This is a genomic window from Massilia sp. Dwa41.01b (assembly GCF_014171775.1).
In the GTDB taxonomy this organism is placed as follows: Bacteria; Pseudomonadota; Gammaproteobacteria; order Burkholderiales; family Burkholderiaceae_D; genus Telluria.
The window spans coordinates 3,416,617-3,431,542 of the sequence record NZ_CP050454.1; the positions used below are offsets into that span (position 1 = coordinate 3,416,617).

At 56.0% G+C, this 14,926-nt stretch carries 14 protein-coding genes; 2 read left to right on the forward strand and 12 right to left on the reverse strand.

Annotated features, from left to right (window positions below):
• The first annotated feature begins 36 nt into the window (after positions 1-36).
• On the forward strand, positions 37-330 hold the full coding sequence (locus G4G28_RS15650) for an H-NS family nucleoid-associated regulatory protein (protein WP_082493945.1): 294 nt from the start codon (positions 37-39) through the stop codon (positions 328-330).
• A 58-nt stretch (positions 331-388) separates the two neighbouring features.
• On the opposite strand, the gene G4G28_RS15655 is transcribed toward G4G28_RS15650, so the two are convergent.
• The 12 genes from G4G28_RS15655 to G4G28_RS15710 all read right to left on the reverse strand — a co-directional run bounded on the left by G4G28_RS15655 (position 389) and on the right by G4G28_RS15710 (position 13,258).
• Positions 389-1,783, reverse strand: coding sequence for a hypothetical protein (locus G4G28_RS15655; RefSeq protein WP_182988972.1), 1,395 nt, complete (start codon positions 1,781-1,783; stop codon positions 389-391).
• 7 nt (positions 1,784-1,790) lie between these two features.
• Positions 1,791-4,136 carry a heavy metal translocating P-type ATPase gene (locus G4G28_RS15660; RefSeq protein WP_202033660.1) on the reverse strand — a complete coding sequence of 782 codons (2,346 nt, stop codon included), beginning with the start codon at positions 4,134-4,136 and terminating at the stop codon, positions 1,791-1,793.
• Between the two features lie 239 nt (positions 4,137-4,375).
• Positions 4,376-4,705 (reverse strand): four-helix bundle copper-binding protein, encoded by a 330-nt coding sequence (locus G4G28_RS15665; protein ID WP_182988974.1) that lies wholly within the window; start codon positions 4,703-4,705, stop codon positions 4,376-4,378.
• A 79-nt stretch (positions 4,706-4,784) separates the two neighbouring features.
• The gene (locus G4G28_RS15670; protein ID WP_182988975.1) at positions 4,785-5,501 is read right to left on the reverse strand and encodes a DUF305 domain-containing protein; all 717 of its coding nucleotides are present in this window, start codon (positions 5,499-5,501) and stop codon (positions 4,785-4,787) included.
• A 701-nt stretch (positions 5,502-6,202) separates the two neighbouring features.
• Positions 6,203-6,913 (reverse strand): copper resistance D family protein, encoded by a 711-nt coding sequence (locus G4G28_RS15675; protein WP_182988976.1) that lies wholly within the window; start codon positions 6,911-6,913, stop codon positions 6,203-6,205.
• 189 nt (positions 6,914-7,102) lie between these two features.
• Positions 7,103-7,471 carry a copper homeostasis periplasmic binding protein CopC gene (gene copC / locus G4G28_RS15680; protein ID WP_056344022.1) on the reverse strand — a complete coding sequence of 123 codons (369 nt, stop codon included), beginning with the start codon at positions 7,469-7,471 and terminating at the stop codon, positions 7,103-7,105.
• A gap of 24 nt (positions 7,472-7,495) precedes the next feature.
• Positions 7,496-7,924, reverse strand: a complete 429-nt coding sequence (locus tag G4G28_RS15685; protein WP_056344019.1) for a DUF4440 domain-containing protein — start codon at positions 7,922-7,924, stop codon at positions 7,496-7,498.
• A gap of 92 nt (positions 7,925-8,016) precedes the next feature.
• Entirely contained in the window at positions 8,017-8,637 is a 621-nt protein-coding gene (locus tag G4G28_RS15690; protein ID WP_056344016.1) for a DUF305 domain-containing protein, read from the reverse strand.
• A gap of 93 nt (positions 8,638-8,730) precedes the next feature.
• Positions 8,731-9,081 carry a copper-binding protein gene (locus G4G28_RS15695; protein WP_056344013.1) on the reverse strand — a complete coding sequence of 117 codons (351 nt, stop codon included), beginning with the start codon at positions 9,079-9,081 and terminating at the stop codon, positions 8,731-8,733.
• 87 nt (positions 9,082-9,168) lie between these two features.
• Positions 9,169-10,560: a multicopper oxidase family protein gene (locus G4G28_RS15700; RefSeq protein ID WP_182988977.1), complete on the reverse strand. Its 1,392-nt coding sequence runs from the start codon at positions 10,558-10,560 to the stop codon at positions 9,169-9,171.
• Positions 10,561-10,573: 13 nt separating this feature from the next.
• Positions 10,574-11,992, reverse strand: coding sequence for a TolC family protein (locus tag G4G28_RS15705; protein WP_182988978.1), 1,419 nt, complete (start codon positions 11,990-11,992; stop codon positions 10,574-10,576).
• Between the two features lie 828 nt (positions 11,993-12,820).
• A complete protein-coding gene (locus G4G28_RS15710; RefSeq protein ID WP_182988979.1) occupies positions 12,821-13,258 on the reverse strand; it encodes a hypothetical protein in 438 nt (145 codons plus the stop codon).
• Positions 13,259-14,640: 1,382 nt separating this feature from the next.
• Here G4G28_RS15710 and G4G28_RS15715 point away from each other — a divergent pair.
• Positions 14,641-14,847 carry a heavy-metal-associated domain-containing protein gene (locus tag G4G28_RS15715; protein WP_182988980.1) on the forward strand — a complete coding sequence of 69 codons (207 nt, stop codon included), beginning with the start codon at positions 14,641-14,643 and terminating at the stop codon, positions 14,845-14,847.
• The last annotated feature ends 79 nt before the right edge of the window (positions 14,848-14,926 follow it).

Consider the following 14,926-nt stretch of genomic DNA (forward strand, 5'->3'; position numbering starts at 1 on the left):
TAAATTGCTGACTCCACATATCAGAAAAGATAAGCTATGCCAACCTATCAGGAATACCAGGAACAAATTGCAAAGTTGCAGATTCTTGCCGAGCAAGCACGCCAAGATGAGCTTAATGATGCCCGTCGAAAAGTTCGTGAGCTCATGGATGCGCACAAGCTATCGCCATCCGACTTTGCTGAGCCAAACAAGAAGGCAAAGCAGTCAGAGAAAAAAGGCACGGTTCAGGCTAAGTATCGCGACCCGGACTCCGGAGCAACTTGGACGGGCCGCGGCCGGGCACCACGTTGGCTCAACGGTCGAGACAAAGAGAAATTCCTTATCAAATAACAGGTAGTTCCGTCCTGATAAATTGAAATGGCTGTCGGTTTAACGGCGGTACGCTCAGTCATTTGCAGTCATTAGCGCAGCAGCTCCTGCTGCCTGCTGCCTCACTGATGGCCTTCAGCTCCGCAGTCACTTCTTCATCGCCCAGGCTGTACACGGGTGCGAATCCGCCGCCTGGAGTCCTGAAGTTCGTGGTCTGGCCCTGATAGACACGCGCGGCTGTCCACTGGACTCGGCTGTTGTACACGTAGCTGCGCAAGTCGAACTTCAAAGTCTCGGGACTGTCAGCCGTACCGGAAACCCGAACGCCAGGAGCGACAACTCGCTGAGCGATGTATTCGCCCGACAAGATTTCCTGCCAAACCCGCTTCGTTACCTTATCGCCCCGGTAGGCCGCTCTCCCTCCGTATCCAGCGACAGGCTTGAAGAACAGATTGCGTCGCTCGTTCCACAATCGTTCCGCGTTTTTGGTCGTGACGCTCTCGGTAAAAGGCACGTTGGCAACCAATATGTCGATAGTATCTTGGGGCACTCCCAGCCCTTCGAGCGTTGTGGCGTCACTCAGTATGGTGAGATTGCGCTTGTTCGCGTAGAGGGCATGAGCTTGAGGATGCGGGGTGAGTACAACCGCATCGTCACAGTACGCGTCATGCAAAGCACGCGACTCCGGCGCCTCAAGCATGAAATCAGTCAGCCGGTTGTAGACCAAGTCAATCATCAGCTCACCAAACCACAGCGCGCCGTCTCTGAAAACAAGTTCACTCGGGTCTGTAATGACTGCATTGATATCGTTTTTGGCGAACAGCCGCTGAAACAGAATAAATTCCGGGTAGAGGTATTGTTGCTGAGGTTGAGTGTCGACTATCGCAATGGTTCGCAAAGGCGAAGCTCGCTTTGCGCAGGCCCATTCGGCCTGGAACATCTGCACTATCTCGTCCTCGAACATTGCGCCGGAAAGGACAGCTTGTGCCAGCTGCGTATCGTCTAGGCAGCAGGTTCGATGCGCCCTTGCCATAGCAGCGTTGAGCATCGCACCTCCAGCATTTGTGTTTATTTCGATGAGGCCGAGGTTCGCGCCGTCCGGATGGAAGTCGTATCCGAAAAACACTCCTCGTGCGCCGTTTGCCCCTCTCTTGGCAATGTCGGGCGCATCAGCCAGTACAAGCTCCTGGTACGCGGGCAACTCAATGACAGACTCAAGGGCACGCACTACCTCCTCGATTCTGTCCGCCTGAGTCCTGGAGATAAAAACGGGCCGTGCCGAGAACAGATAAGGGCATCGCTCCTCTATCAGCTCGAAAAGCATGTTGTCGTGCAGTTCGCAGGACAACGCCGACTTCAAAGCAGACTTATCCAAGCTGCTGCAAAAGCAGGAACTGTTGAGCTGTTCTGCTGGCAACCTGGTCGAGTCGTAGTCGCTTGTCTGGTTGTCGGCAACGATGTCGGAATTTCGCATATGGTCCCTATCCTGGGTGCGAGCTCATGGCTCGGGTGCTCGGCGCCGCATGCCCGCGAAGGCGTAACGCGTTAGTAATTACAGAGACCGAGCTGAGGCTCATGGCGAGCGCGGCAACCATGGGTGACAACAGCTGTCCGGTGAAGGGATACAGCACTCCTGCAGCCAATGGAATCCCGAGCGCGTTGTAGACGAAGGCAAAGCCGAGGTTTTGCCACATATTCCGTACCGTCTGTACAGAGATGGAGCGAGCGACCGCAATGCCGCGTAAGTCCCCCTTCACGAGGGTGATGTGGGCACTATTGATGGCCACGTCCGTCCCGGTACCCATGGCGATGCCAACATTTGATTTAGCGAGCGCCGGCGCGTCATTGATACCGTCGCCGGCCATTGCAACGATGCGCCCTTCTTTTTGCAGCTTGTCGACCAATGCGAGCTTGTCCTGGGGCTTCACTTCGCCGTAGAACTCGTCTATTCCAAGTTTTGAGGCAACAGAGCGCGCCGTCGTGATTCCATCCCCGGTAGCCATCACAACAGTTATCCCATCGTTACGGAGGTTCGTCAGCGCCTCTACTGTCGTGGCTTTGATAGGGTCAGATACTGCCAGGAGGCCTACTAGCACGCCCCCCTCGGCAAGGTACATTACGCTGGCACCCTCGGCTCTCAAGCTCTCAGCAGGTCCCGTGAGGGCGTGCCAGTCGACATCCATAGACTCCATCAGCGCGGTATTTCCGAGTGCAACCCGCTTTCCGTCGACGGTACCCGTCACCCCAATACCGCTGGCAGACTCGAAGCTTTCAGGCTTTGATAGCAAAATCCCTCTGCTCTTTGCCTCAGCTACGATTGCGTGAGCCAGCGGGTGCTCGCTGCCCTGGTCAAGGCTGGCGGCGAGCTCAAGGACGTACTCGTCGTCGTACCCTGGCGCCGCGACAACGGTGTTGAACGCCGGCTTTCCTTCCGTTAGCGTGCCCGTCTTGTCGACGATGATGGTATTCACCTTTCGAAGGTCTTCAATAGCTGCAGCGTCGCGGAATAACACACCCTGCGTTGCCGCGCGGCCGGTTGCCGCCATGATGGACATAGGCGTGGCCAAGCCGAGCGCACAGGGACATGCAATGATAAGCACTGCCACCGCGTTAACGAACCCAAAGACCCAGCTTGGTTCCGGGCCGAACAGTCCCCAGACCACAAGGGTCAGAAGCGCAATTGCCGCGACAACGACCACGAAGTACCCAGCCACGGAGTCAGCGAGGCGCTGCATTGGCGCGCGCGAACGCTGTGCCTGCGAGACCATCTGAACAATCTGAGAGAGCATTGTTTCTGACCCAACCTTCTCTGCGGTCATGACGAGGCTTCCGCTTGTGTTAATCGTTGCGCCTATTAGTCGGTCACCAGGTCGTTTTGTTACGGGCACGGGTTCGCCAGTGAGCATCGACTCATCAACGGCGCTTTCCCCTTCCGCCACCAGTCCGTCTACCGGGACCTTTTCGCCTGGACGAACTCTGAGGGAATCTCCCACGTGTACATGGGTCAGTGGAACATCTTCTTCCCTACCGTCTGAAGCGATGCGGCGCGCCGTCTTGGGAGCCAGACCCAGCAACGATTTGATAGCAGCAGACGTTTGGGAGCGCGCACGGAGTTCGAGGATTTGACCGAGCAGAGTCAGCGAAACAATTACTGCCGCCGCCTCGAAGTAGACACCGATGCGGCCATGGCTCGCGAAAGTGACCGGAAAAGCGTTTGGCGCTAAGGTGGCCACGACGCTGTAGCCATACGCAGCCATGACCCCTGAGCCAATGAGCGTCCACATATTCGGGCTCCTGCGCACCAGGGACTGGAACCATCGCACGAAGAATGGCCAGCCAGCCCAGATAACGACCGGTGTGCTCAGCGCTAACTCAATCCAGTTCTGCCCAGGCAAGCCTGCCGGGAAAAGTACATGGCCGAACATTGCCAGCGCAAATACAACTACTGTCAGAGGTAGCGTCCACCAGAAGCGCCGACGGAAGTCCACCAGTTCCGGATTTTCTTCGTCGTCCAAGGAAGGAAGTTCAGGCTCTAACGCCATGCCGCATATTGGGCAGTTGCCTGGCTCGGGCTGCCGAATCTCGGGATGCATCGGGCACGTATAAATCGTCCCTGCAGGAGCGTCCGTTGAACGGACGTCTACCGGTTTCGCGGCAGCCAAATAACTCTCCGGCGCGGCCCTGAACTTCTCCATGCACTTTGGACTGCAGAAATGATAAATCTCGCCCCCAAACGTAATTTCTCGCTCAGGGTTTGGTCCGACCTTCATCCCGCATACTGGGTCAGTGAACGGTTTCGCGTCTGTCGGCTGGTTAGGAGAAGGCATGTTGTCTCCTACGTGAACATGACCTGTGAGTTGCACTCCAGAGTGCTTATGCGCTTTGTGGTCGCCATGCGTTTCGGTCGTCATACGTAGCTCCTAAAGACTTGCAGTTAGCTCATTGAACCAAAGCGTGATGACTCACTGTAAACCCTCCCATAATTGGAAGGTCAAGCGGTTTTCAGACATTCAGATACCGCGTGAGATGCGATATCTGAACTTCCTACTTATGAGAGGGTTTAGCTTTAAGCTGCCATTCGCTGGCACTCAGCCGCGCACTGTCGGCAGGCTTCGGCACACTTTTGGCAATGGTCCATTTGATGCTGTCCACACTCATCGGCGCAGGCTTCGCAGATTTCTGCGCACATGCGGCAAGCTGCCGCCGCGTGTGCGCTCCCACGCGCCATCAATGCTGCAGCGAAGCGGCAGGCTTGGGCGCAGTCCATGTCCAAAGCGATGCACTTTGCCATCGCGGCGACGTGCTCTTCCTTTAAACACATTGCTGCGCAGTTGTCACATGCGTTGGCGCATGCGTTGCATGCATCGATACAGCTTTGAAAAGAATTCATTTCCATGTCGTTCTCCAAATGTGAAGGTCAAGTTACTCGTAGTACGAAATTGGGTCGCGTCGGAGACGACCCAAGCGGGTGACGGTTAATCAAGTCTGCGTACGTTTGCAACCGGGACGAAGTCACAGTCACGGAACTGCTTGCACAGCATTTCCCTCATGTCGTTAATTGAGTTCTTCTGCATCGTTACGATGTTGTCGCAGTACCGGCGAAGACCATCGTGAGACAGGTCGCTTTTGACTTGGCATTCGAGGCTAGGGCTTAGCGCAGCAAAGTGGTGGCTGCTAAACACCTTGAGAAATTGTTCATCAAACTGGCGTCCAGCAGGGGTACGCTCAAGCATTTGAATCATCTGCATCCCGGAGGGGGCGAGCTTAGGCACGTACGAGACGCCGTACCACTCACGCAGCATTCGCTGGGCCTTTGCAATTTCCTCACGCTGACCGCGGTTGGCTTGGCGCGACATCGAACGAATTTCTTCGGCGGATGCCTTAGGGATGCTTTCTGCGTAGCCTGGCGTAGGTGTCGTACCTTCATCAGGGTTAATGATGGCCGGGTCCCGGACCCGGTCACTACCTGCCGCAAGTTCCGTCATACGTAGGGCCGAGTAATGGTGGTCAATGATGAAGGTCAAATAGTTCTTCTCAAATCGTGCCGTTCTTCCATCGCCTGGGCCTTCAGCGGACGCCGCGGACGAGAGAAGAAGAGCGCCGGCAGCCGTGACAGCAACAGCCGCCTGACTCCAGCCTGAGCGATAGGCGCGACCTGCCCTTCCGGTATTTGCGGAGAGTTTGGAATTCATGATTTCCTCTTAACGTAATGAAAGCGATAAAGTGCATGCAAGTTCGACGGCCGTCGTAACGAAAACGGCAGCCAGGGACAAGCTGGAATGCTTACAGGATTACGAAGAGGAATTTCGGCGGTCGCTCTAAGCCAGCTGAGATGTGGCTTGCGAATATGCCAGGGGGAGTTACTACGGGGGAGTCGCTTTTGAAGGACTGAATTTTGGCCGAGTGCACTGACGGGGGAGCACCTGCTCCTAGACCGCATGCTGCGCAAGGCTTGCATGAGCCGGTTTTCTTTGGATGCAGTTGGGAAGGTTCGCCGGTCGAGTCATCCTCAACCATCTGCATACTGCCTGTGTCTTCGCACGGCATCTTCGAATTTACTCTCGCTTCACCTCCCCCAGGCACCAAAATCATCGACTGTGTCTGTGCGCGTACGCAGCACCCTCCTACCACAGCAGCTAGTCCCTGTAGAGGGACCGCCACCAGTAGGAGCCAGAGCATGCACACGCGGAAAAGACCTCGTTTCATGTTGGCAGTCTAGCAGCGAGAAAAAACCTGGGGCACACCGTACTGTCAGGAAAACCTAGATACGAAAACGCTAGGTTGAAGTCCGTCCTTTGAAGCTAGACTGGCGCCAGGCAACTACTTGGCAAGTACTCGTCGCTTACTGTGGAGTATGCGCCTCGCCCGCCAAGCAGCCTGCTGCCGTCTAACGTCACATGGCCGCTGGTGGCTGCTGTGAGGTCAGGACAGCGGCCGCAATTAATGCGGCTAGTAGAACAACGCTCTCAACAATCAAAACAAGTCTTACAGACTGCAGCCCCGGCGTAGAGTGCCGTGCACGTGCAAGTCCAAACACCTTGTTATATCCACCGAGGACAAGTGCCACGCTTACAAAGCAAAGCTTCACTAAGAGTGCCGTCGTGTAGAGACTACTGGCAAACAGGTTGTCTACGGTTCCAACCCTGTTCCATGCATTGAACAAGCCCGTTGCGAATACTGCTACGACTGCGACCACAGCTGCTGCAGACATCGATTCCAGATAGTGAGCTTTTCGGTTCAAGTCAGGTTGCCCTGCGCCGTTGTCCATCGCTTTCCACGCTGAGACAGCTACTAAGCCCGTCCATGCGCCCATCGCAGTCAGATGGACTACCTCCGCTGCGAAAGGCAGAGTCCAGTAACCGTTTTCGCCGGCATGCCCCATTGACGCGCGTACAAACGCGAAGAGGCCTAGACCTGCCAGCACTGTCCACTCACGCCACACTGCAGTCGAACGAAGTGCTCGAATGACCAGTACTAGGGTAATCGCGAAAAATGAGATATAGCCGGCCCGCCCAATGCTTGTCATGGTCAACATCTGCCAGACTACGTCCTTGGCTTCTTGTAAGCCAACACCGCCCATTACGGCGGCGGATGCCCACAACATAGCGCCCGTCCCTAGTACGCCGAGTGTAGCTGCGGCGATGTCGCCTGAGCGTAGCAGGGCTTCAGCGTCGGTACGTGAGACACCTGACGCCACAAGCCAACGGCGCGCCAGCCATGAGCCGACAAGCCACGCGAACGCGGCGTTCAAGGCGACGACTGACCCAACTTGAAGGCCCAGGACGCTATCCACTTATTTCACCGAGAATGAGAACGTGCCCGTGCGGCGGTGACCGTCGTGACCAGCGACGGCCCATTTAACGGTATAAGTGCCAGTAGACAGACCTTTGGTTTGGAGACGCACAATTGCTGGGTTGGCGGTATCGACCTTCGCCTTATCGGTCTCAACGACCTTGCCGTCGGTATAAGTCAACGTCACGGTGCTAAACGCTTGCTCAACTTTCTCGTTGAAGGTCAGAGAAATTTCGGCCGGCGCCGTTTCCAGTACAGCTCCTGGCGTCGGGTTCGAAGCTGTAAGCTTTGCGTGCGCCATCGCGAGCGGGGCTGCGAGGGTAGCTACCGCAAAGACACATGCGGTTACGATTTTTTGAACGGTTTTCATGTTTGACCTCTATGTAGGTTTTGGTTACTTAGCTTTACGGGAAGACCAGTGAACATGCGTTATGAGCCACTTGTCACCTTGCTTTTCCAGTACGGCAGTCTCTGTCCCAAACGAGTGAACGTTCGTTCCTTTGAACTTGCCCTTTGTCTCCGTTTCGCGTGTGACGATGGCGATATTCCCCTCAATTCGCTCGTTCTGGCGAATGACCGTCTGGCTCGTCGCTTTGGCAAAGGCCATGTCACTTGGCAGATGGTGGCCAGCATATTCGTCGCGTGAACGCTCAACGTAACCCGACTCGAAAATCTGGATAGTCGAGGAGAGGAAGACGGTAGCCGCATCAGCCTTCCCCGCTGACAGCGCGTCATGAAACGCAGAGACGGTTTCGAGTGGAGTCGCAGCGAATGCCTGGAGGGACGCGGCAGAGAGCGCGATGGCAAAAAGTGTTTGGCGCATAGATTTTTATATGTTTGTAATGGTTGGGGGCAGCACGACAAGCCGATTTTCGATTACTAGACTTGTCGTGCTCTTAACTGCTCTCGAACTTCTTACTTCTTCGGCGCTGCCCAAGATTTTTTCATCTCAGCCATGTGCGCTACTTCCTTCTTCTGCATTTCGACGAGCTTGTTCGCAAACTCCTTAACTTCGGCATGCTGGAGTTTTGGCGCTGCAGTTTGGGCCATTTTGATGGCGCCCTTGTGGTGCTGGGTCATCATGTCCACGAACTGCCGGTCGAACTGTTCACCCTTGGCGGAAGTCAGCTTTTCGCTTGACATCCCTTTCATCGACTCCGGCATCCCTGGCATCTTCATGTTCATCGCCTCCGGCTTGCCGGCATACCACTGCTCTTTCCATCCCTTGAGCTGGGCAATCTCTTTTTCCTGCTCGGCCATCATCTTCTTAGCCATGTCTTTGAGATGCTGGCTGTCAGTACGACTGTCTACCAAGCTGGCCATATGCATCGCCATCTGATGATGCATTGCCATCGTGTCCAAAAACTGCTGTTCGTAGGGCGCTTTTGCGGCGTTCGGTGAGCTCTTGTGCATCGAGTGCATATTCGCCATCTCGTGTCCGGCGCCGCCGTGCGAGCCGCTTTGATGCTGTGGCATAGCACTTGCTGACATAGCGATGAACATGAACGATGCGAGTGCGATTTTCGAGATTTTCATATTTACTCCTTGGTTGGTTGCAAACATACTCATCCCCTTGCGACTAGCGTCGACGGTGAGTTAGGACGACGACGCCTTGTACTAGCTGGCTACTTACTTCTGAACTGCGAGCTGCGTGACGACGTATCGTCCCTCGAGCTTTTCGGCGACAAACTTGATTTTGTCGCCCGCTTTAAGGGCATCAAGCGCCGACGCATCCTTTACCCCAAACACCATCGTCATCCCAGGCATGCCCAGATTTTCGAGTGGACCATGTTTGATGGTGAGGCGGCCGGTGTCTTTGTCTACTTTCTTGACTTCGCCGTCGGACATGGTCGTCTCCTGGCCGGCGATGGCAGTAGGTGCGTGATTTCCGTGGTCATGCGATTGGGCCATGGCGCCATTGACGGCGGTAAGCGCAAACGTAGCCGCGGCGAAGTGGGTGACGATTTTTGCGATTTTCATTGGTATCTCTTCTTTCAAGTTAGGTAGCGGTCGTTTCTAACCGCCAGTTGCACGTTCGATTCGGTTACTCAGCAACCCTATTTCCTGTCAGTGCCCGGAGTGGCCTGACGGCTTGCGGACGTTAAACTCTACGTTCTGCGCTGGCTTCGGCCCAGGCATGGATTGCCCGCCGGCCGATGTACTTCTAACTGCTTCAGGTGGCGCACCGTTCCATTCGTAAGCGAGCGTGCCAGCTGGGTGCTTGTACCAACCAGGGTCGCTGTAGTCGCCGCGCTTCTGGTCTTTACGGACCTTCATCACGGTGAACATACCCCCCATTTCAACTCCACCGAAGGGGCCTTGGCCACCCATCATCGGAAGAGTGTTTTCCGGCAGCGGCATCTCCATCTCACCCATCGAGCCGCCCGTAGAGCCCATCGCCATGTAATCCGGAATAATTGAACTAATCTTCTTCGCAGCGTCGCGTTGGGAGACGCCAATCATGGTCGGAACGTCGTGGCCCATTGCGTTCATGGTGTGATGGGACTTATGGCAGTGGAATGCCCAGTCACCTGGGTTATTCGCGACAAACTCGATGGCACGCATCTGGCCCACGCCAACGTCAACGGTCACTTCTGGCCAACGCGATTCCGGCCGGGTCCAACCACCGTCCGTGCCAGTCACTTCGAATTCGTGCCCGTGCAGGTGAATCGGGTGATTGGTCATCGTCAAATTGCCGAAGCGAATACGCACACGCTCACCCTGGCGCGCGACCATCGTGTCGATACCTGGGAAGACGCGACTGTTAAATGTGAACAGATTAAAGTCCAGCATGGTCGAGGTCTTTGGCACGAAGCTTCCTGGCTCAATGTCGTAGCTTCCGAGCAGGAATACGTAATCGCGGTCGACCTTCATGAAGTTAGGATTCTTCGGGTGGGTTACCCAGAATCCCATCATCCCCATGGCCATCTGCACCATTTCATCGGCATGCGGGTGGTACATGAACGTACCGGGCCGCTTGGCCTCGAACTCGTACACCATCGTCTTACCAGGCTGGATGCCTTTTTGCGTCAAACCGGTAACACCGTCCATACCATTTGGAAGTGGTTGGCCATGCCAGTGGATGCTGGTGTGCTCCGGCAGACGGTTGGTCACGAAAATACGAACACGGTCACCTTCGACCACTTCGATGGTCGGCCCCGGTGACGCGCCGTTATACCCCCACAGGTTTGCCTTCATGCCAGGCGCAAACTCACGCACAACCGGCTCAGCAACCAGGTGGAACTCCTTAACTCCGTTGTTCATGCGCCATGGGAGCGACCACCCGTTAAGAGTCACAACCGGGTTGTAAGGACGGCCGTTCGGTGGCGGTGGTGGAACCTGCGTCGCAGCGCTCTGCATGATTACTGCTTCTGGGAGGGATGCTGCGCCGACTCGGCTAACCACCCCGGCCCCGACCAGTGCCGCGGCACCGGTGAACAAATCTCTACGTGAAACCATCTCAACTCTCCAATTAATGTTCAGCCGCTGGCGCGGAACTCGACGCTGCAACGGTTGGCTGTGAAACGGCCCCTCCGCTGCCGTTTATGGCCGCTTGCAGCTCGGTCTCTGCAATCCAGAAATCTCGTTGCGCTTCAATGGCGCCGTTGACGCTCGTGATTTGGTCGCGCGAGTCAGCCAGCAATTCGAAAACACTGGCAAGCATCCCGTTGTACCGAAGGAGGACCTCTTCCGAAATCTGCTTTCTTAGCGGGACCACCTGGTCGCGATAGTGCTTGGCGACGTCATAGGTCGTGCGGTACGCCGAGTACGCTTCTCGCACTTCCGAGCGCGCGCGAACAGCAGCGTCGGCGGTGCGATTGACCGAGAGCATGTACGTTGCCTTCGCACGAGCACGTCGAGCCCCACCCCAGTCGAAGATAGGTAGCTCAAGCGATATTTCGTAGCCGTTCTCACGAGGCGCGCCGGTAGTGCTTTTGTTGGCGTATCCAGCGTCCAGAACATTGATAAAGCCTGTAGCGTTCGTCAGGCCCAGTGACCGAGCGGTAGCATCAACGTCCCGCTTCGCAATCTGGATGTCGAGTCGCTGCTCCATCGCAAGAGCCTCGAGCGCCCCCGGCTCATTCGGCTTTTGGGGGAGGTCTGGCAGACGGTCGGGAATCTTATAGTTGACGTTCGAACCCCAGAGGCCTAGTAAGCGGGCAAGTTGCTCTCGCGTTGCCGTAGCAGCGTGCCGGGCGCGGGCATACTGCGTCGTCGCCTCCGCGTAGAAAGCCTGCTCACGTGCCCTGTCCAGTTTGCTCCAGTTGCCAACCTTGGCTTGCTCCTGTGCGAGCTGGGCTCCAGCCTCGGCAGAAGTCACTACCTGGCTCATAAATTTCTCTGTCTGAGCAGCTGCAACAGCGCTGAAGTACGCACGACGTGTTTCGCCAGCCAGACGAACTGCTTCTGATGCAGCCGTTATCTTGGCTTGCTCGAATCGGCCCTGCTCAATAGTGCTTCGCAGTGGAATAGTCAGCAGACCAATAAGGTCAAACATCACGCTACGTTCGATTTCGACTTCATCGCCGCCACGCATCCGGCTGAATGAAAAGCCCGGGTTACGCATACGGCCGGCTTGGACAAAGTCGGCTTCGGATACACCGAGCTCAGCGAGCGAAGCTTGAAGGCCGCGGTTGTTGAGCAATGCAATCTGCACCGCAGAATCAGGCGTCAACGGCGCTGCCAGGAGCTTGGAGACTTGGGCAGAGCTAGCCTGCGCGTCGCTGTCGGTTCTTTCGCCGGTCACTCCAAAGCCGATACGGGGCTGCGTCAACTTCGAGACGTCGCTCGCCCCGCCGTCATTGGACAACGTCGAACATCCGGCTAAAACCGATACGGCCAGCAAGAGACTGGAAGTCTTGAGTAATGGTGTGAATACGATAGGCTTCATTTTTTCGTCTCTTTTCCTTGTTGCTGATGCTGTTCATGCGACGCCTCATTCGCCGCACCCTTTGCAGGGGCTGGGCGAGTAGCATTGGCCGGCATTTTTTCCTGGCCCATCTGGTGTCCTGCATGGGGGTCGGGCTTTGGCACCGGCGCCATCTGGTGCCCGGCGTGTGGGTCAGGCTTTGTCACCGGCGCCATTTGATGACCCGCGTGTGGCTCCGGCTTAGTCATTGGTGCCATCTGGTGCCCTGCGTGGGGGTCCTGCTTTACCGCCGGTGCCATTTGATGGCCTGTATGCGCTGCCGGCGAACGTTGGCCAGTCGGGGCCGCTGGAGCGATAGCTTGAGCTGGCATCTGATGACCCGCATGTGGGGTCTGGCCAGCCGGTTCGGCTGGTGTTCCGTGGCCGGCATGGGCGCCCGAAGTCGCGCCTTGAGTCGGCATCGTGTGGCCACTGTGGCTCCCTGCACCTTGCGCTGCTGGCGCGTGGCCCGCATGAGCGCCACCGTGCATACCCTCACTCGCGACAGTAGCGTTAGCCTCTTTCCAAACTTTGTCAGGCGAGACGTTATCCGTAGCAGCCGGTATGTAAGTAGAGAAAGCAGACGTGTACGTCGTTTGTGAAACCTGCGCAGCCGGGTCGGCCGCTTTGAGTGAAGCTGGTGGCTCGCCCGCGACGGACGCGAACGATGTTACGGCTACCGCACTGGCGGCAACAAAACGTTTGGAGAACATAGTCGTCCCATAATCGAAAGTAGACGCGCAGCAGTAATGCGCGACAAAAGCACAACGGAATACGAGCGAGTACGCGCGTCGTTGCTACCGAAAACGATTAAGCGGCGAGAAGCCGAGGGGGACGTTCGAGACTGTCGGGAATGAAACCGGCGACGAGAGTAGAGCCAAAGGTCACATAGACCTCAGCGCTATTGAAGGAAGGTTTGAAGGTCAACAATTGCGGTGGTGCAACGGCACAAACAAAGCACGCAGCACAAGCACTGCATGACCCATGTTTGAGCGATTTGGAAGCGTCGTTATCTTGGTCGTCTGAGGACGCCATTTCTGAGCACTCTTCCTCATCACCTGACTGCTGGTCCATAACGGCATCGTGTGAACTTGCCGACGCGTCGCTGTGGTCCATCGAGGTGGCTGCGACCATGGTCATGCCCTGATGGCCAGAATTGCAAGTGCGCAGCACATTTGCCGCGAATGCCTGGAAGGGCATCACGGCAATTAGCAGCCATAGCAAATAGGTTTTCAGGGTGCGATTCATTGGTCGAGAGTGTAGCACGGTCGTTTATATCGTCAAGGCGACGCAAATTGAACGATACAGCTTCCCACAATGGGAAGGTCAAGCGAAATCGTAGACTCCCCGATAAGAAAAACGATGTATGCCCCGCCGCGCGCCGATGGCAGTTGTCATTAGTGCAAAAAAGTAGTACTTATGCTGAGCAACGATATATTCTGTCCTTGCACCTTGCAATTAATTACACTTCACCGCCCTCATCCAACTAATGAACCTCGTCCGCCTTCTGCTTTCACTGTTGCTTCTCGTGTCCGCACACGCAGGCGCCCAGGATGCGAAACTCAGCCAAAACTATCGCTTCTGTGAAGCTGGCTACTCAAGCTGTGACGTATCCCTCTTAAACGCGTCGCAGCTTGAGCAAGTACGCCAGTCCGCCCTGACGCGAAATTTTCGGTATTGCGACAGCGGGTATTCTAGTTGCGATTTGGGTCTGCTGACAGAACGTCAGCGAGCACAGGTTCATGGCTCGGCCCTGGCACGCAACCTCCGTAACTGTGATAGCGGTTACAGCAGTTGCGACCAATCCCTATTGACACCGTCCCAGCAAGTTCAAGTCAGCGAATCGCATCTAAAGCGAAATTTCCGCAACTGCGACAGCGGCTATTCATCCTGCGACCCGACTTTGCTGACCCAGCAACAGCAGGGAAAAGTTGCAGTCTCGGCCTTGGACCGAAATTTCACGAACTGCGACAAAGGTTATTCGGCGTGCGATACGGCTCTGCTGACAGCAGCGCAGCGCAAGCAAGCCGAGGTATCCGGCCTTACTCGCAACTTCCGAAACTGCAACAGCGGATACTCTACCTGCGATACCAGTCTTCTCACAGACATCCAGCGCACCACGGTTGAACAGTCTGCATATCGTCGGAATTCGTACAACTGCCAGAAGGGGTACAGCAGTTGTATCTACACAGCAAGGGCGTCAGCCACACTACCTCCGGCGTCAGGGCGCACTGCGAACGCGTCGCATGCGCGCGCCGAATCCAATAGTACAGGTGGTAAACAGCCTGCGTACGAGAGGCCTTACAGCGCGTCCATCAAGCCCCATGCACCAACTACGGCTCTAGTTTCGGGGGCAGCTGAGTCAGCTCCGTTGCCCGCGCCAAGCGGACCTTCTTGCGCTGAGAATGGGTCCTGCTACGGAGACATTAGCTCGGCCACTATGCGGCCTAAGACAACACATGTAAGCGGGTACACCCGACGTGACGGCACTTACGTTCGCGGACATTATCGCAGCAAGTAGCCCATCAATTATTGACATGGCGCGACCAAACTTTCCTCTCGAAATTTGGTCTTGACCTTCCCATCGTAGCAACCACTATCTTGGAATCCCACCCTTCCAAGGAGCTGTTATGTATGAACTGAATGTCCTAAAAATGAACTGTGGAGGATGCGTCCGCGGTGTTACACAGGCGGTGCAAGCTCTCGACGGCGCTGCTCGTGTCGAGGTCGACCTCGCAAGTAAGAAAGTACGCGTAGCTACAGATATGGACTTCGATGCCGTCAAGTCGGCAATCATCAATGCTGGTTACCCGGTGATAGAAGCCGCTGGCTCCTAATGCCACCAGGCAGAGCGGGCAACCCGCTCTGCCTCGCTTTCGCAACTACTCACTTGGCATGCGCCTGACCAAGTGTCCG

Bases quoted from the DNA above. Each gene is read 5' to 3' on its own strand.
- G4G28_RS15650 (WP_082493945.1), top strand. From the start codon at position 37: ATGCCAACCTATCAGGAATACCAGGAACAAATTGCAAAGTTGCAGATT.
- G4G28_RS15655 (WP_182988972.1), bottom strand. From the start codon at position 1,783: ATGCGAAATTCCGACATCGTTGCCGACAACCAGACAAGCGACTACGAC.
- G4G28_RS15660 (WP_202033660.1), bottom strand. From the start codon at position 4,136: ATGCCTTCTCCTAACCAGCCGACAGACGCGAAACCGTTCACTGACCCA.
- G4G28_RS15665 (WP_182988974.1), bottom strand. From the start codon at position 4,705: ATGGAAATGAATTCTTTTCAAAGCTGTATCGATGCATGCAACGCATGC.
- G4G28_RS15670 (WP_182988975.1), bottom strand. From the start codon at position 5,501: ATGAATTCCAAACTCTCCGCAAATACCGGAAGGGCAGGTCGCGCCTAT.
- G4G28_RS15675 (WP_182988976.1), bottom strand. From the start codon at position 6,913: ATGTTGTGGGCATCCGCCGCCGTAATGGGCGGTGTTGGCTTACAAGAA.
- copC (WP_056344022.1), bottom strand. From the start codon at position 7,471: ATGAAAACCGTTCAAAAAATCGTAACCGCATGTGTCTTTGCGGTAGCT.
- G4G28_RS15685 (WP_056344019.1), bottom strand. From the start codon at position 7,924: ATGCGCCAAACACTTTTTGCCATCGCGCTCTCTGCCGCGTCCCTCCAG.
- G4G28_RS15690 (WP_056344016.1), bottom strand. From the start codon at position 8,637: ATGAAAATCTCGAAAATCGCACTCGCATCGTTCATGTTCATCGCTATG.
- G4G28_RS15695 (WP_056344013.1), bottom strand. From the start codon at position 9,081: ATGAAAATCGCAAAAATCGTCACCCACTTCGCCGCGGCTACGTTTGCG.
- G4G28_RS15700 (WP_182988977.1), bottom strand. From the start codon at position 10,560: ATGGTTTCACGTAGAGATTTGTTCACCGGTGCCGCGGCACTGGTCGGG.
- G4G28_RS15705 (WP_182988978.1), bottom strand. From the start codon at position 11,992: ATGAAGCCTATCGTATTCACACCATTACTCAAGACTTCCAGTCTCTTG.
- G4G28_RS15710 (WP_182988979.1), bottom strand. From the start codon at position 13,258: ATGAATCGCACCCTGAAAACCTATTTGCTATGGCTGCTAATTGCCGTG.
- G4G28_RS15715 (WP_182988980.1), top strand. From the start codon at position 14,641: ATGTATGAACTGAATGTCCTAAAAATGAACTGTGGAGGATGCGTCCGC.